This window comes from Streptomyces sp. PTY087I2, from assembly GCF_001687325.1.
GTDB lineage: Bacteria > Actinomycetota > Actinomycetes > Streptomycetales > Streptomycetaceae > Streptomyces.
Genome location: NZ_LZRD01000010.1, coordinates 61,425 through 83,513, shown reverse-complemented (window position 1 = coordinate 83,513; position 22,089 = coordinate 61,425). Strand labels below are relative to the sequence as shown.

General features: G+C 72.6%; 27 protein-coding genes. 8 read left to right on the top strand and 19 right to left on the bottom strand.

The annotated features are described in order from the left end of the window. Window positions 1-6 precede the first annotated feature (6 nt). The 4 genes from A3Q37_RS12975 (at window position 7) to A3Q37_RS12960 (ending at window position 3,729) form a co-directional block, all read left to right on the top strand. On the top strand, window positions 7-861 hold the full coding sequence (locus A3Q37_RS12975; protein ID WP_065482820.1) for an alpha/beta fold hydrolase: 855 nt from the start codon (window positions 7-9) through the stop codon (window positions 859-861). Window positions 862-1,018: 157 nt separating this feature from the next. Continuing rightward, a complete protein-coding gene (locus A3Q37_RS12970; RefSeq protein ID WP_079137770.1) occupies window positions 1,019-2,050 on the top strand; it encodes a peptidoglycan-binding protein in 1,032 nt (343 codons plus the stop codon). A 145-nt stretch (window positions 2,051-2,195) separates the two neighbouring features. Continuing rightward, on the top strand, window positions 2,196-2,930 hold the full coding sequence (locus A3Q37_RS12965; RefSeq protein WP_065482818.1) for an HAD-IA family hydrolase: 735 nt from the start codon (window positions 2,196-2,198) through the stop codon (window positions 2,928-2,930). After that, window positions 2,920-3,729 carry an aminoglycoside phosphotransferase family protein gene (locus A3Q37_RS12960; protein WP_065482811.1) on the top strand — a complete coding sequence of 270 codons (810 nt, stop codon included), beginning with the start codon at window positions 2,920-2,922 and terminating at the stop codon, window positions 3,727-3,729. Before A3Q37_RS12965 ends, A3Q37_RS12960 begins: the two co-directional genes overlap by 11 nt. 63 nt (window positions 3,730-3,792) lie before the next feature. Here the strand turns inward: A3Q37_RS12960 and A3Q37_RS12955 are convergent, their stop codons facing one another. After that, complete coding sequence (locus A3Q37_RS12955; protein WP_176711406.1) at window positions 3,793-4,488, bottom strand: TetR family transcriptional regulator; 696 nt, start codon at window positions 4,486-4,488, stop codon at window positions 3,793-3,795. A gap of 19 nt (window positions 4,489-4,507) precedes the next feature. Then, the gene (locus A3Q37_RS12950; protein ID WP_065483329.1) at window positions 4,508-5,290 is read right to left on the bottom strand and encodes a TetR/AcrR family transcriptional regulator; all 783 of its coding nucleotides are present in this window, start codon (window positions 5,288-5,290) and stop codon (window positions 4,508-4,510) included. Between the two features lie 132 nt (window positions 5,291-5,422). On the opposite strand from A3Q37_RS12950, the gene A3Q37_RS12945 reads away from it, so the two are divergent. Then, window positions 5,423-6,424: an ATP-binding cassette domain-containing protein gene (locus tag A3Q37_RS12945; protein ID WP_065482809.1), complete on the top strand. Its 1,002-nt coding sequence runs from the start codon at window positions 5,423-5,425 to the stop codon at window positions 6,422-6,424. Further along, window positions 6,417-7,259 carry an ABC transporter permease gene (locus A3Q37_RS12940; protein WP_065482807.1) on the top strand — a complete coding sequence of 281 codons (843 nt, stop codon included), beginning with the start codon at window positions 6,417-6,419 and terminating at the stop codon, window positions 7,257-7,259. The genes A3Q37_RS12945 and A3Q37_RS12940 overlap by 8 nt, the downstream gene beginning before the upstream one ends. Window positions 7,260-7,311: 52 nt before the next feature. On the opposite strand, the gene A3Q37_RS12935 is transcribed toward A3Q37_RS12940, so the two are convergent. From A3Q37_RS12935 to A3Q37_RS12925, 3 genes are read right to left on the bottom strand one after another with little or no spacing between them, the layout of a single operon-like run. Beyond that, on the bottom strand, window positions 7,312-8,568 hold the full coding sequence (locus tag A3Q37_RS12935) for a GNAT family N-acetyltransferase (protein ID WP_065482804.1): 1,257 nt from the start codon (window positions 8,566-8,568) through the stop codon (window positions 7,312-7,314). A gap of 24 nt (window positions 8,569-8,592) precedes the next feature. Next, window positions 8,593-9,579 carry an asparaginase gene (locus A3Q37_RS12930; protein WP_065482801.1) on the bottom strand — a complete coding sequence of 329 codons (987 nt, stop codon included), beginning with the start codon at window positions 9,577-9,579 and terminating at the stop codon, window positions 8,593-8,595. Window positions 9,580-9,630: 51 nt separating this feature from the next. Then, complete coding sequence (locus tag A3Q37_RS12925; RefSeq protein ID WP_255311798.1) at window positions 9,631-10,284, bottom strand: ABC transporter substrate-binding protein; 654 nt, start codon at window positions 10,282-10,284, stop codon at window positions 9,631-9,633. Window positions 10,285-10,399: 115 nt separating this feature from the next. On the opposite strand from A3Q37_RS12925, the gene dtd reads away from it, so the two are divergent. Next, the gene (gene dtd / locus A3Q37_RS12920) at window positions 10,400-10,849 is read left to right on the top strand and encodes a D-aminoacyl-tRNA deacylase (RefSeq protein WP_065482799.1); all 450 of its coding nucleotides are present in this window, start codon (window positions 10,400-10,402) and stop codon (window positions 10,847-10,849) included. Between the two features lie 36 nt (window positions 10,850-10,885). On the opposite strand, the gene A3Q37_RS12915 is transcribed toward dtd, so the two are convergent. From A3Q37_RS12915 to A3Q37_RS12890, 6 genes are all read right to left on the bottom strand, one after another. Then, a complete protein-coding gene (locus A3Q37_RS12915; protein ID WP_065482797.1) occupies window positions 10,886-11,851 on the bottom strand; it encodes a folate-binding protein YgfZ in 966 nt (321 codons plus the stop codon). 10 nt (window positions 11,852-11,861) lie between these two features. Then, on the bottom strand, window positions 11,862-12,338 hold the full coding sequence (locus A3Q37_RS12910; protein ID WP_065482796.1) for a Fur family transcriptional regulator: 477 nt from the start codon (window positions 12,336-12,338) through the stop codon (window positions 11,862-11,864). 91 nt (window positions 12,339-12,429) lie between these two features. Further along, window positions 12,430-13,002: an FABP family protein gene (locus A3Q37_RS12905; RefSeq protein ID WP_065482794.1), complete on the bottom strand. Its 573-nt coding sequence runs from the start codon at window positions 13,000-13,002 to the stop codon at window positions 12,430-12,432. 276 nt (window positions 13,003-13,278) lie between these two features. Continuing rightward, entirely contained in the window at window positions 13,279-14,166 is an 888-nt protein-coding gene (locus tag A3Q37_RS12900; protein ID WP_065482791.1) for a hypothetical protein, read from the bottom strand. Further along, the gene (locus A3Q37_RS12895) at window positions 14,163-14,948 is read right to left on the bottom strand and encodes a hypothetical protein (RefSeq protein ID WP_065482785.1); all 786 of its coding nucleotides are present in this window, start codon (window positions 14,946-14,948) and stop codon (window positions 14,163-14,165) included. The genes A3Q37_RS12900 and A3Q37_RS12895 overlap by 4 nt, the downstream gene beginning before the upstream one ends. After that, complete coding sequence (locus A3Q37_RS12890; protein WP_065482784.1) at window positions 14,945-15,760, bottom strand: hypothetical protein; 816 nt, start codon at window positions 15,758-15,760, stop codon at window positions 14,945-14,947. Before A3Q37_RS12890 ends, A3Q37_RS12895 begins: the two co-directional genes overlap by 4 nt. 106 nt (window positions 15,761-15,866) lie before the next feature. On the opposite strand from A3Q37_RS12890, the gene A3Q37_RS12885 reads away from it, so the two are divergent. Next, window positions 15,867-16,229, top strand: coding sequence for a DsrE family protein (locus A3Q37_RS12885; protein ID WP_030590567.1), 363 nt, complete (start codon window positions 15,867-15,869; stop codon window positions 16,227-16,229). A gap of 4 nt (window positions 16,230-16,233) precedes the next feature. Here the strand turns inward: A3Q37_RS12885 and A3Q37_RS12880 are convergent, their stop codons facing one another. The 8 genes from A3Q37_RS12880 to A3Q37_RS12850 all read right to left on the bottom strand — a co-directional run bounded on the left by A3Q37_RS12880 (window position 16,234) and on the right by A3Q37_RS12850 (window position 21,758). Further along, window positions 16,234-16,491: a DUF3099 domain-containing protein gene (locus A3Q37_RS12880; protein WP_065482782.1), complete on the bottom strand. Its 258-nt coding sequence runs from the start codon at window positions 16,489-16,491 to the stop codon at window positions 16,234-16,236. Window positions 16,492-16,634: 143 nt separating this feature from the next. Next, a complete protein-coding gene (locus tag A3Q37_RS12875) occupies window positions 16,635-16,922 on the bottom strand; it encodes a DUF1416 domain-containing protein (RefSeq protein WP_065482780.1) in 288 nt (95 codons plus the stop codon). A 39-nt stretch (window positions 16,923-16,961) separates the two neighbouring features. Further along, window positions 16,962-17,801 carry a sulfurtransferase gene (locus A3Q37_RS12870; RefSeq protein WP_065482779.1) on the bottom strand — a complete coding sequence of 280 codons (840 nt, stop codon included), beginning with the start codon at window positions 17,799-17,801 and terminating at the stop codon, window positions 16,962-16,964. A gap of 172 nt (window positions 17,802-17,973) precedes the next feature. Then, on the bottom strand, window positions 17,974-18,054 hold the full coding sequence (locus tag A3Q37_RS38335) for a putative leader peptide (RefSeq protein ID WP_350310325.1): 81 nt from the start codon (window positions 18,052-18,054) through the stop codon (window positions 17,974-17,976). 230 nt (window positions 18,055-18,284) lie between these two features. Beyond that, window positions 18,285-18,974, bottom strand: a complete 690-nt coding sequence (locus A3Q37_RS12865; RefSeq protein WP_065482776.1) for a DUF2993 domain-containing protein — start codon at window positions 18,972-18,974, stop codon at window positions 18,285-18,287. A gap of 150 nt (window positions 18,975-19,124) precedes the next feature. After that, window positions 19,125-20,555: a hypothetical protein gene (locus A3Q37_RS12860; RefSeq protein ID WP_065482771.1), complete on the bottom strand. Its 1,431-nt coding sequence runs from the start codon at window positions 20,553-20,555 to the stop codon at window positions 19,125-19,127. A gap of 10 nt (window positions 20,556-20,565) precedes the next feature. Continuing rightward, window positions 20,566-20,820 carry a MoaD/ThiS family protein gene (locus A3Q37_RS12855; protein WP_030808526.1) on the bottom strand — a complete coding sequence of 85 codons (255 nt, stop codon included), beginning with the start codon at window positions 20,818-20,820 and terminating at the stop codon, window positions 20,566-20,568. 62 nt (window positions 20,821-20,882) lie between these two features. Beyond that, a complete protein-coding gene (locus A3Q37_RS12850) occupies window positions 20,883-21,758 on the bottom strand; it encodes an alpha/beta hydrolase (RefSeq protein ID WP_065482768.1) in 876 nt (291 codons plus the stop codon). Window positions 21,759-22,089 lie beyond the last annotated feature (331 nt).

Genomic DNA, 22,089 nt, shown 5'->3' with positions numbered 1-22,089 from the left:
GGGAGCATGCCGACTCTTCCGACCTTCGTCCTCGTTCACGGAGCCTTCGCGAACTCGTTCTCCTTCGCCCCGCTCCAGGCCGAACTCGCCCTGCTCGGGCACCGATCGGCCGCGGTCGACCTTCCGGGGCACGGATTCGGGGCCACGTACCCCGCCGCCTACCAGACGCCCCAGGATCTCGGCGCGCTCGCCGCGGAACCGGGGGCCATCAAGGGCGTCACCCTCGCGGACAACGTGGCCCATGTGATCGAGGTCCTGGAACGCGCCAAGCGGAACGGGCCCACCGTCCTCGTCGCCCACAGCCGGGGCGGCGCCACGGCCACCGCCGTCGCCAACGCCCGGCCGGACCTGATCGACCGGATCGTCTACGTCTCCGCCTGGTGCCCCGTCGATCTGGACGTGAACGACTACTACGCCGAGCCGGAGATGGCCGACGTCGACGCGGGAGCCCTGGCCCTCGCGCTCGTCGGGAACCCGGCCGAACTCGGGCTGCTGCGGGTCAACTTCCGTACGGCCGACCCGGCGGCGCTCGCCGCGTTCAAGCAGGCGTTCGCCGCCGACCTCACCGACGACGAGTTCCGGACCTTCCTCAACTCCTTCCAGCCCGACGAGAATCTGGACGTCGGTACGTCGGCCGACCGGGCGCAGGCCGCGACCTGGGGGCGGATCCCCCGGACCTACGTGCGCCTGGCCGCCGACACCAGCCTTCCGCCCGCCGTGCAGGACCGCATGATCCGCGAGGCCGACGCGCTCACGCCCGACAACCCCTTCGACGTACGGACCCTCGAAGGCAGCCATCTGCGCTGGCTCGTCCGCCCGAAGCCGGCCGCGGAGCTGCTCGCCGAACTCGCCGCGCTCTGACATCCCGTGCGGGGCGGTCGGCCAACACGGCCTGCCGCTCCGCACGTTGGGCCCCGTTGTGGGCCCGTGGACCCCTGACAGGACGGTCGGCCGACCCTAGCGTCTATGCGGGTAGAACCTCGCACCCAGCTCGCCCGCCCGCTTCGAGGGAGACACGATGTGCCGATCCTGCGCGACCACCGCCGTACCGGCCGAAACGCCGGTGGACGAGGAGGGCGGCCCGGTCCACGGACTGTCCCGTCGAGCGCTGCTGGCCGGCCTGGGACTGGGCGCGCTCGCCGTGAACCTGTCGGCCGGGGCGTCCACGGCCGTAGCGGCGGAAGCGGAAGCGGCGGCCTCGGCAGCGGCGGAAGCAGCGGCAGCGGCGGCCGCGAAGAACGGGGCGTGGGCGAATCCCGCCCTGGGCCGGTTCCCGGCCGGCGGCCACTACGGCGCGCCCCGAGGCGGCGCCTCCCACGCCGGCCAGGACGTCAGCAACTCCACGGGCACCGCCGTCCACGCGGCGGCCGCGGGCACGGTCGTCCGGCGGTCGTGGGGCGGGGGCCTGCCCGGCCGGACCGGTAACGCCCTGGTGATCGCGCACGGCGGCAACCAGTACACGTACTACGGGCACCTCAGCGCCTACCGCGTCGCCCTCAACGCCACGGTCACCGCCGGACAGCGGATCGCCGACATGGGGGCGACCGGCAATGTGACCGGGCCGCACCTCCACTTCGAGACGCACACGGGAAGCCTCGGCAGCACGGTGAACCCGGTCGGCTTCCTGGCCGCCCGGGGTGTGGACCTGTCCGGCGGCTGGTCGCGGATCGACCCGGGCGCGAGCGGCGCCACGGTCGTCGTGATCCAGCGCCTGATGACCCGGCGAGGCCACACGCTGGTCGCCGACGGACAGTACGGTTCCGTGTCGGTCGCCGCCGTCAAGCGGTTCCAGAGCTCGAAAGGGCTGGTGGCCGACGGCCAGGTCGGCCCGGCCACCTGGCCCGCGCTCGTGTACACGCTGCGGCAGGGCAGCAGCGGGGACCACGTCCGGGCCCTACAGACCGCGCTGAACAAACGCAGCGCCGGGCTGGCGGTCGACGGCGGATTCGGATCCGTCACCACGAGCGCCGTCCGCGCCTACCAGAGCGCCAACCGGCTGGTGGCCGACGGCGAGGCGGGCCCGGTGACCTGGCGGGCCCTGACCGGCTGACCCGCCGCCGAGTGTGGGACACACGGTGACGCGTGCTGTCCCGCGGGCCGCCCGAAAGGGCGGTAGTGGTCGGCCATGAACGGTCCGGCGGCCGCTTATGGTCGACCACGCACCACCCCGCCAAAGGCCACGCAGGAGACCAGGCATGAACACGCGATACGCCCCGGGCGACGACCGCACCCCGACCGCCACCCCCGCCGCCGCACCGTCCCCCGTCGGCCGCGCCTTCGACGCCGTGCTCTGCGACCTCGACAACGTCATCCGCTTCTACGACACCGCCCCTCTCGCCGCCCTGGAGCGGGCCGCCGGACTGCCGGAAGGCACGACGACCGACATCGGTTACGCGCCCGAGATCGACCTCCCGCTGCTGCTCGGGCGGATCACCCCGGACGCCTGGGTGGAGTCCATCGCCGCCGGGCTCACGGAGCGGGTGGGCGCGGCGCGGGCCAACGAGTTGGGCCGGGCGCTCGCGGACGCGCCGTTCCGGGCCGACGAGGAGGTGGTGTCGCTGCTGCGCCGGGCCAGGGCCCATGTCCCGCTGGTCCTCGTCACCAACGCGACCCTCCAACTGGAGGCGGACCTCGCACTGTTGGGCCTGACCGACCTCGCCGACGCGGTCGTGAGCAGCGCGGTGGAGCAGGTGGCCAAGCCCGACCCGGCCATCTACCGCATCGCGGCCGAGCGGGCCGGCGTACCGATGGACCGGTGCCTGTTCGTGGACGACCGCCAGGAGAACATCGACGCGGCCACCGCCCTCGGCATGACCACAGCCCTCTACCGCGAACCGGCCGACCTGCGACGGGCGTTGGGCCCCTGTGCGGAGGAAGCAGTGGTGGGAGCGGAGCGCACCGGCGGGAGCCGTGAGCCCCATGGACCGTGAACCGGAAGTGGACCGTGAAGCGGAAGTGCTGACCGGCGGCATGGCCAACGCCGGGGCCGTCCTGCGCCACGGCGACACCGTCGAACGCCCCGCTCCACCCCACGTCTCCGTCCTGCACGCCCACCTCCGGGTGCTGCGCGGGCAGGGGTTCGACGGTGTGCCCGTGCCCCTGGGGGTCTCCGCCTCCGGGCGTCGCGAGCGGCTCTCGTACGTTCCCGGCGAGGTCGCCGTCACTCCCTATCCGGACTGGGCCTGGACGGACGACGCCCTGCGCTCCGTGGGGGCGCTGCTCCGGCGCCTGCACGACGCGGCGGCGGGCGTACCGTTCGACCACTCGGCCGGCTGGCCCGCCGATCTGGCCGATCCGGAAGGGGCGACGGCTCCCGGCACGGTGGTCTGCCACAACGACGCGTGTCTGGAGAACGTGGTCTTCCGGGACGGTCGCGCCGCCGCCCTCATCGACTTCGACCTGGCCGCGCCCGGCCGCCCGGTGTGGGACGTGGCCATGGCGGCGCGCTACTGGGTCCCGATGCGAGGCCGCCCCGCTCTCGACCCGGCGTACCGCCTGCGCGTCCTGGCCGACGGCTACGGACTGGGGCGCGCGGACCGGGCGGTCCTACCCCAAGTGATCGAGCAGGCCACCGCGGTGTGCCGGGCGTTCGTCGAGCGGCGCGTGGAGCGGGGGGACGCGGCGTACACGGCGGCGTACGAGCGGAGCGGGCGTACGGAGTGGGACAGGCACCAGGACTGGCTGGTCGACCACCGTCCCGTACTCACCACCGCACTGCTCGCCGACTGACCACGGCCCCTTACTCACCACGCCTGCTCACCGACCGACCACGGCCCCGCCGCTCCCCGCCCCTCAGCCCCGCGGCTCCAACCCCGTCCGCAGCTGTACGAACGCCTCCTCGGCCGCCTGGACCGCCCCCGCGTACACCCGGTCCGCGCTCTCCCCCGCGTCGATCCGTCGCCAGTTCTCCAGGGCCAGGATGCGCAGGGCCGCGACGATCTGCCCCGCCGCGAGCCGGTCGGGCAGCGTGCCGCCGAGTGCGCGGGCGAGGGCCGCCTCGGAGCGGCCCTGGTAGGCGTGGAGGCGGGCGACCAGGGACGGTGTTCCGTACAGCAGGCGCAGGAACGCCAGCACCTGTGGTACGTCGCAGAGGCCGGTCACCGGGTCGCGGCGGTCGAGGCCGTCGAGGAAGTGGCGGCGCAGGGCGTCCAGCGGGGTCTCGTCCGGGGCGCGGGCCGTGACCACCCTCGCCGACTCGTCCTCGTGGTCGGCGAACCGGTGCAGGACCAGGTCCTCCTTGGCGGGGAAGTACCGGAACAGCGTCGGCTTGGAGATGTCCGCCGCGGCCGCCACCTCCGCCACCGACACCTTGTCGAAGCCCCGTTCCAGGAACATCGCGATGGCGGCGTCGGAGACCGCCTGGTACGTCAGCCGCTTCTTGCGCTCCCGCAGACCGAGCGGCGCCGGTCCGTCGCCGGAACCGGGACCGGGACCGGAATCCGCATCGGAGCGGTCGCCGTTCGCGGGGTTCTCTCCGTTCATGACCATGAAGCGTACGCGCCTGAACTCAAGTGGACTTGGCGCCGCCGGCCGTCTTCCGGACCAGCGCCTCCACCCCGTCCAGCAGGCGTTCCATGCCGAAGGTGAACTCGTAGTCCGCCTCGTCCGGCTCGCTCATCACCCCGGTCTCCAGCTGCCGGGTGATCCCGGGGTGCCGCTCGGGGTCGACGAGCCGCTTGAGGGTGCGTTCGTAGGAGGCCATCAGCTCCTCGGGCGTGATCCCGCGCGTGGTGACGGCGGCCGCCAGGTCGCTCATCATCAGCGCCTCGCTGCGGACGAAGTTGGAGATCAGCAGGATCACCGAGGTCTTGTCGCCCTCGGCGAGACCGGTGTCCCCCAGCGCCTGGAGCCCCTGCTCCCACCACGCGATCGAGTTCGGCGTCGCGGGCGGGCCGCCGATGGGGATCCGGAGCGCCCAGAGGTTCGCGCGGTAGCGGTCGCGCTGCGCCGAGGCCCATTCGGTCAGCGCCGCCCGCCAGCCCGCTCCGGTCTCCAGCGCGGTCAGGGGCTCCGGCGGGCCGACGGCCGCCTCCTGCATCAGGACGTACAGCTCGTCCTTGGCGGAGACGTACCGGTACAGGGACATCGTGGACGCGCCGACCTCCTGGGCGACCCGGCCCATCGACACGGCCCCGAGCCCGTCGGCCGCCGCGACGCCCACCGCCGCGGCCACGATCCGCTCCAGGCTCAGGCCGGGCTTCGGGCCCTTGGCCGGGCGGTCCCGCAGCCCCCAGGCCGCCTCCAGGCTGGCCGGCAGATCGCCGCCGTCCGAGCCGCTCTTCTCCGTCACCGCATCCCCTTCGCCCGGCGTCTCGTCCACGCCGCCGCCGCGTCCCGCGCCCCCGTACGCCTTGACCCCATCCTAGGGATGCGTAATGCTTACGCAGTAACGCGTATATCATACGCAGAAGGGGGTCCGGACATGACCGACCCAATCCGGCAGGGCGGAGACTCCGCCGTCACCATCGAGGCGTACGGCCTCACCAAGTCCTACGGAAAGCCCGCCGTCCGGGTGCTCGACGGCATCGACCTCCAGGTCGGACGCGGCACCGTCTTCGCCCTGCTCGGGCCGAACGGCGCGGGCAAGACCACCACCGTGCGGATCCTCGCGACGCTGACCGAGGCCGACTCCGGCACCGCCCGGGTCGCGGGGTACGACGTCGTCGCCGACCGGAGCTCGGTACGCCGCTCCATCAGCCTCACCGGCCAGTTCGCCGCCGTCGACGAGACCCAGACCGGCGAGGAGAACCTGCGGATGATGGCCCGGCTCACCGGGCAGTCCCGGGCCGCCGCCCGACACCGGGCGGCGGAGCTCCTGGAACGCTTCGACCTCACCGCGGCCGCCCGTCGCCCCGTCCGGACGTACTCCGGAGGCATGCGCCGCCGCCTCGATCTGGCCGCCGGGCTGGTGGGCTCACCCGAGCCCGGGGTGTTCTTCCTGGACGAGCCGACCACCGGCCTCGACCCGCGCAGCCGCCAGGAGCTCTGGGAGGCCGTCCGCGAGCTGGCCGCACGCGGGGCGACCGTCCTGCTCACCACCCAGTATCTGGAGGAGGCCGACCGCCTCGCCGGCCGGATCGCCCTGCTGAACCGGGGCCGGATCGCCGCCGAGGGCACCGCGGCCGACCTCAAGTCCCGCGTCGGCGGACACCGCCTCGATCTGGTCCTCACCAGCCAGGAGGCCTATCTGAAGCTCGCCGGCCGGGCCGTCCACCACTCCCCCGAGACCCTGACGCTCGGCATCCCCACCGACGGCTCGGCGGCCCAGGTGCGCGCCCTGCTCGACGAGATCGACCCGGCCGGCCGGGAGATCGAACGCTTCAGCCTGCACAGCGTGACCCTCGACGACGTCTTCCTGGCCCTGACGTCGAACGCATCCACGACGGACGCGACCACGACCCCGGAGGCATCCGCCCATGTCTGACACCGCCGTTCAGCACAGAAGCCCGGACCGGCACTCCGAGCGGGCCGAGCGGGCCCATGCCCCCGGACGCGGGCCCGGTCCCTTCACCCACACCGCCGTCATGGCCGCCCGCGCCCTGCGCATCAGCAGCCGCAACATCGACGCGCTGATCACATCCCTGGCCCTGCCGATCATGCTGATGCTGATCTTCGTCTATTTCTTCGGCGGCGCCATCGACACCGGGACGGACTACGACTCGTACGTCATGTACGTCGTCCCGGGCGTCCTGCTCCTGTCCGCCGGGTTCGGCGCCGCGACCACCGCCACCGCCGTCAGCGAGGACATGAAGGGCGGCATCATCGACCGCTTCCGCTCCCTGGACGTCAGCGGTACGCCGGTGCTCGCCGGGCATGTGGCGGCCAGCACCGTCCGCAATCTCTGCGCCACCACCCTGGTCCTCGGCGTCGCGCTGCTGATCGGCTTCCGGCCCGCCGCCACCTGGAGCGGCTGGCTCGTGGTGGCCGTCGTGCTGGTGGCCTACATCGTGGCCCTGTCCTGGATCTCGGCGGCGATCGGCCTGCTGGCCCGGACCCCCGAGGCGGCCAGCGGCTTCACGTTCTTCATGTCGTTCCTGCCCTACCCGAGCAGCGCGTTCGTCCCGACCGAGAACATGCCGGACTGGCTGCACGGCTTCGCCGACCACCAGCCGATCACCCCGGCCATCGAGTCCCTGCGCGGGCTGCTGCTCGGCCAGGACGTGGGCAACACCCCCTGGATCGCGCTCGCCTGGGCGGCGGGGCTGCTCACCGTGGCGGTCGGCGCCTCGGGGACGCTGTTCCGGATCCGGACGCGCTGACCGGAACCACACCCGGACGGCTCGGAACACATCAGGGCACCACGGTGACCGGTCAGAACACGTCCGGGCACCACGGCCGCCGGCCCGTGCGGAACACCGCGTCCGCCGTCGTCGCCGCACCCGGCCGCAGCTCCTCCGCCCGGCCCAGGTCCACCAGCCGCCGCACCGACTCGTCGCCCAGATACAGCGTGGCCAGCTCCGCCACGTCCAGGGCGAGATCGGCGCTCCGGGTGGTCGGGGTGCAGCGGGCGCCGGAGTCCGAGACGTCCAGCAGGAAGCGGCCCCCGGCCAGGCCCGCGGGGTCCCGGACGTCGAGGACGAGCGAGGATTCGACGGCGTACGTCCGGGTCTCCAGGGCGCGCGGCACGTCCAGCAGCCTCAGCCACAGCCAGTCCGCGTGGGTGACCATGCGGGCCGCACGCGGGTCGGGGAGCAGCAGCGGGAGCAGGTCGTCGGGGGCGCGGTAGCCCGAGCGGACCGTGGTGACCCAGTCGACCGAGCAGAGGTAGTGCCACAGGGCCCGTTCCGCCGCCGGGTTCAGCGCGATCATGTCCCGTACGGAAGCGGTGTTCAGGGGCTGCTTGGCGTCGCTCCACTTGTCGTCCACGCCGTACACCAGCAGGCCGTCGGCCTCGCCGTTCGCGGCGCGGTGCACGGCGTAGAACGGCTCGGTCCACGTCTCGTGCGCCGCCCGGGGCGCCACCCCCGTACGCACCCGCCACCAGCGCTCGCCCCGGCCGACGAGGCCGGGCTGCCGGGCCGCCAGCGCCGCGTGCACCTCGGGGCCAATCTTGCGGACGTCGGCGCCGTCCACCAGCTCGATCCGGCCGCCGTCCGCCGGCTGCCCGGAGCGGCGCGGGTCGAGCCCGGCGCGGTCCACCGAGATCTCCCACTCGGCGGACCAGGCGGCGGGGCCGAAGCCGTACCGCCCGTAGATCGGGTACTCCGCGGCGATCAGCGAGGCGACCACCTCGCCGCGCTCCTTGGCCGCCGCCAGGTCCGTCGCCATCATCCGGCTGAGCAGTCCGCGCCGGCGGTGCGTGGGCGACACCGTCACACCGGTGACCGCGTCGGCCGTCACGGTGGCCCCGCCGACCACGGTCAGCTGCTGGGCGAACGAGCGGAACGTCGCCACGCAGCGCCCCTCGTCGAAGACGCCCTGCATCCGGGAGAGGTCCGTGTCGCCGAACCGGTCGGCGACCAGCTCCTCACCCGGCTTCTCGGCGGAGGGGGTCAGGAAGCCGGTGCCCACCGCCTTCATCCAGTCGGCGATCTCGGACGGAGTGACGGGGCGGACATCAAGGCTCATTCCTCCACGCTAGGCGGGCACGGTTCAGAATGTCGCGCGGATTTCCCCGACCTCGGCCGCCCCGCCGAGCAGCGGCGAACGTCCGATCCGGGCGACCACCGGGGCGTCCACCCCCAGCAGCTCCAGGGCGCGGGCAAGCACCGGGCCGAGCGCCCGGCCCGCCCCGTCGTCGATCTTGAAGGCGAGGGCCCGCCCGTCGGCGAGGGCGACCGCCTGGACCGCCTCGGCGCCCATCTTGGAGAGCGTCCCGGGCACCTCGCGCATCAGCCAGGTGTCGGGGCGCCGGGTGCCCGCGACGTACTCCGGGTGGGCGCGCATCGCGTCGGCGACCCGGCGCTCGGCGCTCCCGGGCTCCGCGAGCACGAAGGAGCGGAAGGCGCGGGCCAGACCGGTCAGCCCGATCGCCATCAGCGGCGCCCCGCAGCCGTCCGTGCCGACCGCCGCGACCGGCTCGCCCGCGGCCTCGGCGACGACCTGGCCGACGAGCTGCTGGAGGGGGTGCGCGGGATCGAGGTAGGTGGCGGTGTCCCAGCCGTTGCGGACGCAGACGGCGAGCATCGCGGCGTGCTTGCCGGAGCAGTTCATCGTGATCCGCTCGCGTACGTGCCCGGCGGCGAGGTACGTCTCCGCCTCCACCGGGTCCAGCGGCAGGTCCGGCGGGGTCCGCAGGTCGGCGGGCTCAAGTCCGTGCTCGGCGAGCATCTTCCGCGCGAGGTCGAGGTGGAAGGGCTCCCCGGAGTGGCTCGCGGCGGCCAGCGCCAGCCGCTCGCCCGACAGGTCGAGCCCGGCCCGCAGGATCGCGGCGGCCTGCATCGGCTTGTTGGAGGACCGGGGGAAGACCGGTGCCGCCGGATCGCCGATCGCCCGCTCCACGCTGCCGTCGGCGGCCAGCAGGACCAGCGACCCCCGGTGGTGGCCCTCGGTGAACCCGGAGCGCACGACCTCGGCCAGGACGGGCGGGGCGGGTGCCGGGGCGGAGGGTATGGCGGACGGGGCGTCGGTCGACGTCATGGGTGACCTTCCGGGGACGGGGGTGCGGGACCCGCGCCCGGAAGGATCGCTTCAGGCGAGCAGGTCGTCCACTTGTGCTTCCCCGTCACGGTACCTGCGGGCGATCTCCGCGCCGCAATCGTCGGCCGTGCGCTGGAGCTCGTGACGGCGGCGGGAAACCTGCTGTTCGTAGCGGACGAGCCGGCCCATCGCCGTGTGCAGCTCCTCGTCCGTACGGGCGTCCAGGTCGGACAGCTCGACCTCGGCGAGGTTCTCGGCGGCGAGCTGCCGGAACTCGTCGCCGCGCGGCGTCGTCAGCGTGACGTGCCGGGCGGAGGAGCGGTGCCGGGACGGGGTGTCGGCCAGGATCTCCGAGAGCCGGTCGACCACCCCGGCGTCCTCCACCGGCGCCTCCGGGTCCCGGCGGCGGGCCAGTTCCGCCCGGAGGATGTCGATCCGGCCCTGCACCAGCCGGCGTACGTAACTGAGATCGGCCTCGTCGCGCTGGGCCTCCCGGCGCAGCGTCCGCAGCTCCGGCAGCCGCAGCCCGCCGAACCCCGCGTCGCCGCCGGCCTGCTCCGGCACGGTCGCGGTGGCGTTGGCGGGCGTGGCGGGTGGCAGCACGGGACCCTGTCCGGGCAGACTGCGCTGTACGGGTGACCTCAGGGCGCTGGTGCGGGCCCCCGGTACGACACCGGGAGATTGTCCGGCTCCATATGTGCTCATGCTGTTTTGTCCCCTCGACCGGTGCGTCGGCACACCGACATCGTGCATCGTGCCACCCCTGCCCGTGCCCCCGCTGACGTCTTGTACCCGTTCAGCCCAAGATAGGTTGGTCTGTATGCGTGCAGTGGTACAGAGAGTGGATGGCGCGAGCGTCTCCGTCGCCGGTGCGACGGATGCCCCCTCGGCTCCCGGAGTCGTCGGGGAGATCGTCGGCGAGGGCCTGTGTGTGCTGGTCGGGGTCACCCATGACGACACCCCCGAGAAGGCGGCCCAGCTGGCCCGCAAGCTCTGGTCGGTGCGCATCCTGGAGGGCGAGAAGTCCTGCTCGGACGTGAACGCGCCCCTCCTGGTGATTTCTCAGTTCACTCTCTACGGGGACGCCCGCAAGGGTCGCCGGCCCACCTGGAACGCCGCCGCGCCGGGCGAGGTCGCCGAGCCACTGGTGGACGAGGTGGTGGCGCGGCTGCGGGCGCTGGGGGCGCACGTGGAGACGGGCCGGTTCGGAGCGGACATGCGCGTCTCGCTCACGAACCACGGCCCGTTCACGGTGATCGTCGAGGTGTAGCCGTACGGGCAGCCGTACGCCGTCGGAACAGGGCGCCTACGGCTCGACGACCGTCTCCTGGGCGGCCGCCGTGTCCCCGGCGATCAGCTCCGCGTCGACGGCCACGTTCCGCTTGACCAGGGCCAGGGCGATCGGGCCCAGCTCGTGGTGGCGGGCCGAGGTGGTGATGAAGCCGAGCTGGCGGCCCTCCTGGCCGTCGGCGGCCAGCCGGACCGGTGTGCCGTGGCCGGGCAGGTGCACCTCGCTGCCGTCCAGGTGCAGGAAGACGAGCCGGCGCGGCGGCTTCCCCAGGTTGTGGACGCGGGCCACGGTCTCCTGGCCCCGGTAGCAGCCCTTCTGGAGGTGGACGGCGGTGCCGATCCAGCCCAGCTCGTGCGGGATGGTGCGGTGGTCGGTCTCGAAGCCGACGCGCGGCCGGTGCCCCTCGACGCGCAGCGCCTCGTACGCCAGGATCCCGGCGGCGGGCCCGTGGGCAGCGGCGAACGCCTCCAGCCCCTCGCGCGGCAGGAACAGGTCCCGGCCCTGCGGGGTCTCCCGTACGGTCACCCCGTCCGGGACCTCCGCGATGGAGCCGGCCGGGAGATGCACGACGGCGATGTCCGGGGTGCGGTCGGCGACCTCGACCCGGTAGAAGAACTTCATCGACTCCAGGTAGGCGATCAGATCGGCCTGGGTGTCCGGTTCGACGTGCATCCACACCGTCGTGCCGTCGTCCACCAGATACATCGCGTGCTCGATGTGCCCGTTGGCGGAGAGGATGAGGGCCTCGGTCGCCTGGTCCGGGGCGAGATCGCTGACGTGCTGGGTGAGCAGCAGGTGCAGCCAGCTCAGCCGGTCGTCGCCGGTGACGGTGACGACGCCCCGGTGGGAGAGGTCGACGAAGCCGTTGCCGTCGGCGAGGGCGCGTTGCTCGCGGAACAGGTCGCCGTAGTGCGCGGCGACACCTTCGTCGCGGCCTTCGGCGGGGACGGCGCCGGGCAGGGACAGCAGGGGGCTCTTCATGCCGCCCAGCCTACGACTTGGCGGCGGCGTCCTTCGCGGCGTCCTGCGCCTTCCCCGTCGCCTTCGCCTTCGCCGCCGTGCAGTCCGCGCAGCGGCCGAAGATCGCGAAGTGCTTCATGTCGGTGTCGAAGCCGAAGTCGGCGCGCAGCTTCTTCGTGAACTCGGCGACGACGGAGAGGTCCGCCTCGATGACGTCCTTGCAGTCCCGGCAGACCAGGTGGATGTGGTGGTGCCGGTCGGCGAGGTGGTACGTCGGGGCGCCGTGGCCGAGATGCGTGTGGCTGACCAGCCCGAGCTCCTCCAGGAGCTCCAGGGTCCGGTACACGGTGGAAATGTTCACGCCGGACGCCGTCTTGCGCACCTCGCACAGGATGTCGTCCGGAGTGCCGTGCTCCAGGGCGTCGACCGCCTCCAGGACGAGCTGCCGCTGGGGCGTCAGCCGGTAGCCGCGCTGCCGAAGATCGGTCTTCCAGTCCGTGGTCACCACACGCCCAGTCTAGGGCGTGCGGTCAAACCCCGGCCGGTTCCGCGGTTCCTGAGCTCTACTTGAAGAAGGCGCTCAACGTGAAGAGGGCGCTCTACTTGAAGAAGGCGATGCCGTCGTCGGGCATGTCCTCAAGGTTGCGCGCCATCTCGGCGACCTCCTCGGGGGTGACGACCTTCTTCAGGTGCGCCGACATGTACGGGCGCAGCTCGACCTCGGGGGTGGCCTTCTCGCCGACCCACATCAGGTCGCTGTTGACGTACCCGTAGAGCCGCTTGCCACCGCTGTACGGGCCGGAGGCCGCGGTGCGGGCGACCGCGTCGGTGACCAGGTCGATCTGCGGCTTCTGGTCGGCCAGCTCGCCGTACCAGATCTCGATGACGCCCTGGTCGCGGGACATGACGACCTCGACCTTGCGGTCCTTGTCGATGCGCCAGTAGCCGCTCTCGGTCTCCAGCGGCCGGACCTGCTTGCCCTCGTCGTCCAGGACCCAGGTGTGGGAGACGTACTCCAGGAAGTCCCGGCCGTCGTGGCTGAACGTGACTTCCTGGCCGAAGTTGCACTTCTCGGCGCCGGGGAAGTCGGACACGCCCGCGCCCGCCCAGTTGCCGAGGAGGAAGGCCAGCGGGACGAGGTCCGGGTGGAGGTCGGACGGAATCTCGATCATGAGCGGCTCAGACGATCTGTGAGGGTGCGGGGTGGGCGGGGAACCGTTGCGCGACGAGGGTCAGCGCTGGCCCTGGTACAGCTTCTTCACGGTGAGCGCGGCGAAGGCGGTGACGCCCACGCAGACCAGGACCAGCAGGGCGGTGAAGAATGCCTCAAGCACAGGGGGCTCCTCGTGACGAGCGGTTGGCGGCGGCATGGCCGGGCCCCCAGCCTAATGGGTGGGGGCCCGGTCTTCTCGTTCAGGTGCCGGTCGCGGGCAGCTCCCGCGCGCGCCTCAGGCGAGCAGCTGGTTCTGGAGGATCAGCGTCTGCTGGAAGGGGATGAGGGCCGTCTCCCGCTTTCCGGGACGCTCGTGCACGACGAGGGCCACCGTGTCCCCCGCCAGGGTGTACGCCTGCCGGACGTGCTCGGCCCCGAAGGGCGCCTGCTCGGCGAAGACGAACGAGGACAGGTTCTCGATGTCGTTGGCCGAGCCCCAGGTGGTGTCGAGGTCGGTGGTGTCCGTACGGGCCAGGGGCGTACCGGCCGACGATCCCACGTTCAGGGCGTCGATCATGCCGCTCGCGAACGCCGTCGAGTTGAACCGCACCAGGTAGATCCGGGACGTCGTGCCGTCCGGCATGGTCCAGCCGCGGGCCGCGATGTGGCGCGGGGCTCCGTCCTTCAGGACCTGGGCCACCGACCGCCGGTCCTGCTCCCGGTAGGCGTCGAGGAAGGTCTCCGTGGAGATCCAGCCGCCGGTCAGCTTCTTGTCGGGCTTCGCTCCGGCGGGGGCCGGGAGCAGCAGTTCACGCAGGTCGGCGTGGTGGATCTCGGCCGGGTTGCCGGGCGAGAACGGCCGGGGCGAGCCGGCCGGGAGCGCGGGCAGGGACAGCTCCGGGTAGTCCCAGCGGCCGTCGCCCTCGGTGGCGAGCCCGGGGACGTCGGTGCGCTCCAGCGAGGCGATCCCGAAGGCCGTACCGGTGCCGAGCACCCCGAACGCGAGCGCGGCGGCCGTCCACCGCGCCACGGCCCGCAGGACCCGCCGGGGCGGCCTGGGCACCACGTCGGCGGGCGCTGCGGGCGGGGCGTCGGGCAGCGGGGGCGCGCCGTCGGGCAGCGGGCGCGGGGCGGGGGCAGCCGTCGCCTCGGCCTCCTCGGGGGTCACCGTCTGCTCGCTCATATGTACTCCCCCGGAGATGCGATGTGGTCGAGCTGGTCCTTCACCAGGTCTCTGACGGCGGACGGGCTGAACGGCTTGCTGCCGTTGGCCTCGACGCTCACCGAGACCTCGCCGTCGTAGGCGATGCAGCTCACGCCGTCGAGGGTCTTCTTGTCGCCCTTGGGCAGGCGGTAGCAGGTCACCTTCTTGTGGCCGTCGATCGACGGGCCCTTGCGGAAGACGTCGAAGGAGTCCAGCAGCTTCTTGCGGTCCAGGTACGTCCGGCGCACGGCCCCCTTGTCCCGCATCTTCACGATCTGGACGTTCACGACGATGTCGTTCGCTTCCGAGGTGTACGAGCGCTGCGCCACGCCCTGGATACGGAGCCGCTCGACCAGCTTGTTCAGCTCCCGGCGCTCCTTCCCCGCCAGCCCGCGCCCCATCTCCTTCACCGCGGCGGTGGCCTTCGCGCCGCTCGTCTCGGCGTCGTTGCCGATCTCACCGATGTCCGGGCCGAGCCGGTAGCCCTTCGGCACCGGGAGCAGAAGCCTGGTCAGCTCGGTGTCGTGGCGGCCCCGGGACGGATCGCCCGCCGGGTCCTTGCCCTTCGGTACGTGGTCCTCGTCCCAGATCGTCGTCGTGACCGTACGGTCGGCGGCGTCCACGGTGTTCTTCGTCCAGCCGGCCGCGCCGCCGATCGCCCCGAGCACCAGGACGACGGGCAGCGCGGTCAGCAGCACCCGACGCACCCGGCGAGCGGGGGCGGGAGAAGGGTCAGGGGCAGGGGTCGTCTCGTCGTTCACAGCCGCTCCAGCTGTCGCTCGGCCAGCGTCCGGATGTCCTTCTTGCTGATCGGGACGGTGTCGAAGATGTTGATGTCGAGCATGATGTCGCCGCGCCGGGCCAGGGCCCTGGCCCGGTAGGACGGGAGGTAGCCCGCCTTCCGCTCGACCGGGTAGAGGAAGTAACGGCCGTCGGAGCTGCCCTTGACCGGGTCCCCCAGGTCGTCCGCGCCCCCCGTGGCCCCGGGCATGTACCCCATCTGTTCCGCGAAGTGATCCTCCGCGCCGTGCGTGTCGCCGGACCGGAACTGGATCAGCTGAACCGTGGTGTCCCGGTACTTCCCCTGCGCCCACGAGACCGAGGCGACCCGGCGCAGTCCCGCCCCGGCGAGCGACTCGAACATGTACTGCGGGTCTTCGTAGTAGGTCTCCACGTACTGGTCGAACGGCTCCCAGCCGTCGCCGAGGCCCAGTTCGTCGATGAGCGTCTTCCGCGCGCCCTTGGGCCGGTCGACGAGCAGCTTGCGCAGGTCTCCGTCCGTCCTGACCCGGCGGTCCTGGGCGGCGGGCAGCGGGGCCGGGACCCGGTCGGCGGCGAGCGGCTTCGCCGGGTAGCCGAGGCCGGGCTGCGACAGGGCGGCCAGCGGCGTCGGCTCCCGCTCCGCCTGGATGCCGTAGCCCACGGCGACCCCGCCCACGATCCCGAGCAGCGCCGCCGCCGCGATGATCAGCGTCGTACGGCCGCGCGCCCGACGGCGTACGGGCGGGGCGGGCGGGGCGGCGAGCTCGCCGACACCTGACTGTGCGGCAGGAATGGTGTCGTTCGGTTCCAAAAGGGGTCCCCCCATGCGACCTGAAGCGCGGGTTCCCTTACCTGCGCGCACAAGTGACCCCCAGGCAGGCAAGGAGGTTACCTGCCGGACGATTACAGTTCGGCATATGCCTAAGAAGCTTGTGATCAAGGTGACTGCCGGGCCCGAGGCCGCCGAGCGCTGTTCGCAGGCCTTCACCGTGGCGGCCGTGGGCGTCGCCAGCGGGGTGGAGGTCTCGCTCTGGCTGACCGGGGAGTCCTCGTGGTTCGCGCTGCCGGGCCGGGCCGCCGAGTTCGAACTGCCGCACGCCGCCCCGCTGCCCGATCTGCTGGACTCGATCCTGGCGGGCGGCCGGATCACCCTGTGCACCCAGTGCGCGGCCCGGCGGGACATCACGGAGAAGGACGTGCTGGAGGGCGTACGCATCGCGGGTGCGCAGGTCTTCGTGCAGGAGGCCATGGCGGACGGCACGCAGGCGCTCGTCTACTGAGCCCTCAGCGGCGTTTCTTGCCGTCCAGCTCGTCCCACCACTCGTCGGACTTCGGGTCGCCGGAGGGGTCGTCCCACCAACGGTCCTCCGGGCCCCGCCGGTTGGCGATCATCGCGGCGATCGGCGGGATGACCATGGCGACGACGCACATGGCGATGGCGACGGGCATGGACCACAGGCGCACCACGGCCCAGGCGGACACGAAGAGCACGATGCATCCGCCCATCATCAGGAAGTAGTTCCTCCTGCGTCGGGCGTACATGCTTCCAGCGTAGGACTCCGGCCGCCGGACGGCACGAAGGGCCGCACCCCGCGTCAGGTGGCGTCCAACCCCCTGGGGTGCGGCCCTCCGGCCGTTCGGTGTGCCGGGAGAGCAAGCCCCGGCGTGCCGTGATCCGTGAAGGATCAGACGGCGATGGCGACCTCGGAGAGTCCGCCCGTCTGCGCGACGACCGTGCGGTCGGCGCTGCCGCCCGGAACCAGGGCGCGGAGCGTCCAGGTGCCCTCGGCGGCGTAGAACCGGAACTGACCGGTCGCCGAGGTCGGGACCTCGGCGGTGAACTCGCCGGTCGCGTCCAGGAGGCGCACGTAGCCGGTGACGGGCTCGCCGTCGCGGGTCACGCTGCCCTGGATGGTGGTCTCACCGGGCTTGATCGTCGAAGCGTCGGGGCCACCGGCCTGTGCTCCACACATGGTTCTGTCCTTCGGGTCGTCGTGGTGCTGGTCGGTGGGTTACTTGTTGGCGCCGAGCTCGATCGGCACGCCGACGAGGGAGCCGTACTCGGTCCAGGAACCGTCGTAGTTCTTGACGTTCTCCTGGCCCAGCAGCTCGTGGAGCACGAACCAGGTGAGCGCGGAGCGCTCACCGATGCGGCAGTAGGCGATGGTGTCCTTCGACAGGTCGACCTGCTCAGCCTCGTAGAGGGCCTTCAGCTCGTCGTCCGACTTGAAGGTGCCGTCGTCGTTGGCGTTCTTCGACCACGGGATGTTGCGGGCGCTCGGCACGTGGCCGGGGCGCTGCGACTGCTCCTGCGGGAGGTGGGCCGGGGCGAGCAGCTTGCCGCTGAACTCGTCGGGCGAGCGCACGTCGACCAGGTTCTGGCTGCCGATGGCCTTGACGACGTCGTCGCGGTAGGCGCGGATCGACTCGTCCTGCGGCTTGGCCGTGTACTGGGTGGCCGGGCGCGTGGGAACGACGTCGGTCAGGTCGCGGGAGTCCAGCTCCCACTTCTTGCGGCCGCCGTCGAGGAGCTTGACGTTCTCGTGGCCGTACAGCTTGAAGTACCAGTAGGCGTAGGACGCGAACCAGTTGTTGTTGCCGCCGTAGAGGACGACCAGCGTGTCGTTGGCGATGCCCTTCTCGCTGAGCAGCTTCTCGAAGCCGGCCTGGTCGACGAAGTCACGGCGGACCGGGTCCTGGAGGTCCTTGGTCCAGTCGATCCGGATCGCGTTCTTGATGTGGTTCTTCTCGTACGCCGAGGTGTCCTCGTCCACCTCGACGATCGCGACCTGCGGGTCGTCGATGTGGGCCTCGACCCAGTCGGCGTCTACCAGGACGTCGCTGCGGCTCATGTTGTTCTCCTCCGGGGCAGTCTGCGGCGGGGTGGTGCGAGATGCGGAGTTGCTGGGTGCGCGTGTACGCGCGGAGGCACGGAACGCGGCGCGTACGGGGCACGGGGTCGGCCCTGGTGACGGTCGGAGGGCCGGGGGAAGCGGGGCTGCTGCGGCGGTGCGAGCGTCCCGCTCAGAAAGTGCGACAGAGCATGGCGGCGACGCGGCACAGGTCTACTGCCCGCCGCTTCGTGAGGTCCGCCTGTCGCTTCATGCGTCCGATCGTAGGGAGGTACGGACGGAGATGTCACCGTCGTGTCGCATGGTGAGACACGATCATCCGTGATGCGAGACGGGAGAGCGGCGACCGGCCCGGGATCCGCTGCCGGGTCGCCCGGAGCCTTCCCCGTATCTGCGGACCGGACGCGGGCGTCTCACCATCCGGATCGGGCGGTCGGACCAGCCCGCCGGGACGGCGGATCTGTCGGTCGGCCGGTCGGCCCGTCAGCTGGTCAGGGAGACGTCCGAGCCGGTCACCGAGATCTCCAGGCCCTTCTCGGTCACCTTGACCTGCTGGAGCTCCAGGCCCTTCGGCAGCCCGTCGATGTCGCCCTCGAAGTCGGTCTTGCCGCGGACCAGCTCCTCGACCCCGGGGATCCCCGAGCCCGGCACCTCGTCCGCGCGCACCTTGATCGTGTGGCCGTCGACACGGGTCACGGTGGACAGCACGCTCCGCGAGATCGGCCGGCCGAGGACCTCGACCGTGCCGGTCACCTTCGCCTTGCCCTTGCCGCCGTACTCCACGACGACGCCGTCGCTGGCCGCCGCCGTCAGGTCCTCGTAGCTGACGAGCGCGGTGCCGGTGGCGCGGGTGGCGGTCGCGGTGCGGTAGCCGGAGCCGAGCTTCACGTCGTGGAGCTGGGCCCGGACCTCGCTGACCCGCATCGTGCGGCCCGCGGCGCTGGTCTTCATGCCGGTGAGGTTGACGTCGACCCGGTCCAGCTTCGATCCGGCGAGCTGGGTGAGGAAGGGGAAGCCCTTGATCGAGATCTCCGTCGTGGCGGGGCCGCCGCCGCTGATCGTGACCCGGTCCTCGGCCTCGGACTCGGCGAACCAGACGGCCGCGCGGTCGACGGCGAGGAAGAGGCCGCCGAGCACCACCACCAGGACCAGCAGTATTCGCAGTGCGCGCATGTCTCGATTCCCCACCCTGAGCCGATCGGTCCCCCTGGCGCCCGTGAGCCTACTGCGGCAGGAGTGGACGCCCTGGATGATCGACGAGCGACGGCCCCCCGGTGGTTCCCGAGGGGCCGTCAGCATCCGTTACGAAGGAGAGGCGGGCGGTCAGAGGAGGGCGCGGCCGACCAGGTAGACGGCCGGGGCCGCCAGGGTCAGCGGCAGCGCCACCCCGGCGGTCATGTGCACGAACCGCGACGGGTAGTCGTAGCTCGCCGCGCGCAGCCCGATGAGCGCGCAGCCGGCCGCGGCGAGACCGAGCAGCGCGCCCTGCGGCCCGAAGCCGGTCGTGTTGCCGAAGACGAGGCCCGCGCCCACGCCCGTGAGCAGGGCCACCCCGAGGGAGGCCGCGGCGGGCAGCGGAAGGGCGCGGACGAGCGTGGCCGCCGCGACGGCCGCCCCGCCGACGACCACCGCGTCCGGGTCCGCCGCCAGGAATCCGCCCGCGAGCACCGCGAGGGACGCGGAGACGACGGTGGCCATCAGGCCGTACATCCGCTCGTCCGCCCCGGCGTGGCTGCGGAGCTGGAGGACCACGGTGAGCAGCACCCAGACGCCCAGGGTGCCCAGCAGCGCGGCGGGACCGTGCTCCCGGCCCGCCGTGAGCAGGACGGCATCGGCGACCAGACCCCCGGCGAAGGCGAGCGCGATGCCCTGGCGGGCGGGCCACATGCCGTTGAGCCGGAACCAGCCGGCGGCCGTCACCGCCTGGAGGAGCACCACCGGGACGAGCAGGGCGTACGTCCCGATCGCCGCGCCGCCCGCGAGCAGCAGGCCGAGTGCGGCGGTGAGCCCCGCGGGCTGGATCCCCGGCGCGATGATCGGCGAGCGCCCCTCGGCACGGGCCCGCTGGGCGTCGGTGATCCGGGCGTTGCCGAGCGTCGTGGGGGCGCTGTAGCCGGTGTCGCCGGGCCCGGACTGCGCGGCGGCGGGCGCGGGCGCGGTCACCGGCTCGGGTACGGGTACGGGAGCGGGTGCGGCGGGCTCGGCCGGGACCTCGGGCGGCAGCGGGTAGGAGCCCGAGGCGCCCTGGGGCGGCAGATAGGCGGTGTCGGCGGCCGAGGACGGGTACGCCTGCTGCGGCTGCTGCTGTCCCTGGTAAGGCTGCTGGTACGGAGAGTGCGGCTGAGCCTGAGGGGCCCCGTACGGATCGGACCCCGGCTGCTGCTGTCCGTACGGCTCCGAGTGCCGCGGCTGCTGCGGCTGCTGCTGTCCGTACGGCTCCGAGTGCCGCGGCTGCTGCGGCTGCTGCGCGTACGGCTCCGGCTGCTGCGGCCGGCCGTAACCCTGCGCGTGCCCGGGGCCCTCCCCGTAACCCTGCCCCTGCGCCTGCGCCGCATCCCCCTCCGGCCGGATCGTCGGCTGGTACTGCGTGTCCCAGGTCGGCGCCTGCCAGGTCTGCGTGCCGCCCTGGTCGAAGGCGGCCGGGTCCTGGGGTCCGGCGTGCTGTCCGGCCGTCCCGTCGGGCCACTGCGCCGGCGCGGGCTGCCGCTGCTCGGGGTCGTACGGATACGGGTACTGCTGATCGCTGCTGCTCATGGCCTGCGGTTCACCCTCCTGCGAACGGCGGGAGCACCTCGACCGTGCCGCCCTCGGCAAGGCGTACGGTCTCATGCTCGCGGGTCCCCACGGGGTCCCCGTCGATGAGGAACGAGCACCGCCGGAGCACCTGGCTCAGCTCGCCGGGGTGCCTCTCGCGCACCGCGTCGAGCGCCTCGGCGAGGGTCGCCGCCGCGTACGGCTCCTCCGCGGTGCCCGCGGCGGCCTTCGCCGCGGCCCAGTAGCGGATCGTCCCCGCTGCCATGGCGCCACTCCTTCGGTCGGTCGGTTCGTCGGACGCCTCGTGCGTCAGCTCTCCATGATGGGTCACGCGGGCGGTGCGCCCGTCGCCCAGTCGGCGATACGGGCCAGGAGGGCGTCGTCCGCCGCGTTCTCCGCGTGGCCCATCCCCCGCTCCACCCACAGCTCCGCGCCGCCGGGACCGGCCGCATCCGCCAGCATCCTCGGATGGTCCAGCGGGAAGTACGGGTCCCGGTCGCCGTGCACGAGCAGCAGCGGGGCCGGGGCGATGAGCGGGACCGAGGCGACCGGGGAGAGCGGGACGGGGTCCCAGTCCTCGGTGGCGATACGGGTACGGAATCCGTAGCGGCCGACGAGGCGGCCCGAGGGGCGGGTGACCACCCAGTGCAGCCGGCGCATCGGGGCCGTCCCCCGGTAGTACCAACGGGCGGGCGCACTGACGGAGACCACCGCGTCCGAGTGCGCCCCTGTGCGCCGTATGCGCCCCTCGCGCTCCTGCACGCGAACGGGCGTATCCCCTGCTGCGGATTCCGCACCCCCGGCGACGGGCTCCGCCGTATACAGAGCGCCGTGCCGGAGCACCACCGAGCCGCCCATCGAGAACCCGACCGTGACCACCCGGGTGTGCCCGAGCCGCCGCGCCCAGGCGACCGCGGCCGCCAGGTCCAGCACCTCGCGGTCGCCCACCGTGGAGCGTCCGCCGGACCGCCCGTGGCCCCGGAACGAGAACGTGATCACGGCCGCACGCTGGGCGAACGCCCGCGCGGCACGGCGTACGGCGGGACGGTCGGCCGACCCCGTGAACCCGTGCGCGACCACGATCGCGGGGGTCTCCTCCGGGGTCGCGGCGAGGGCCCCGGCCGCCCCGTCGCCCGGCGCTCCGAACCCCGCCGTACACGGTTCGTACACCGCCTCGACCGGCACGCCGTCATCCGTCAGCAATGTGGCGAATCGTGGGGGTGGCGTGAGCAAGGGAACAGAGGAACCCCGGAATCGACCCTCGGAGACGGAACTCATGTGGGCTATTCTGCTGCGAAGAGGATCCGGGCAATGCAGCCCCCGGGTCCTTTTGTGCTTTACGGGCGTTGTTACGACGACGTTTCCACAAGCTCAGCGGTCCCCGGGGCGCGGGACCGCACGCCATACCCGATTGACGTACGAAGCAGTGCCGCATACTCCCCCGGGTCAGGCCCGGGAGTGCCCCTCTCGCAGGGAACGAGGAGGACCGACGTAATGGGCGAGCGAACCGTGCAACACGATCGACCGAACCAGG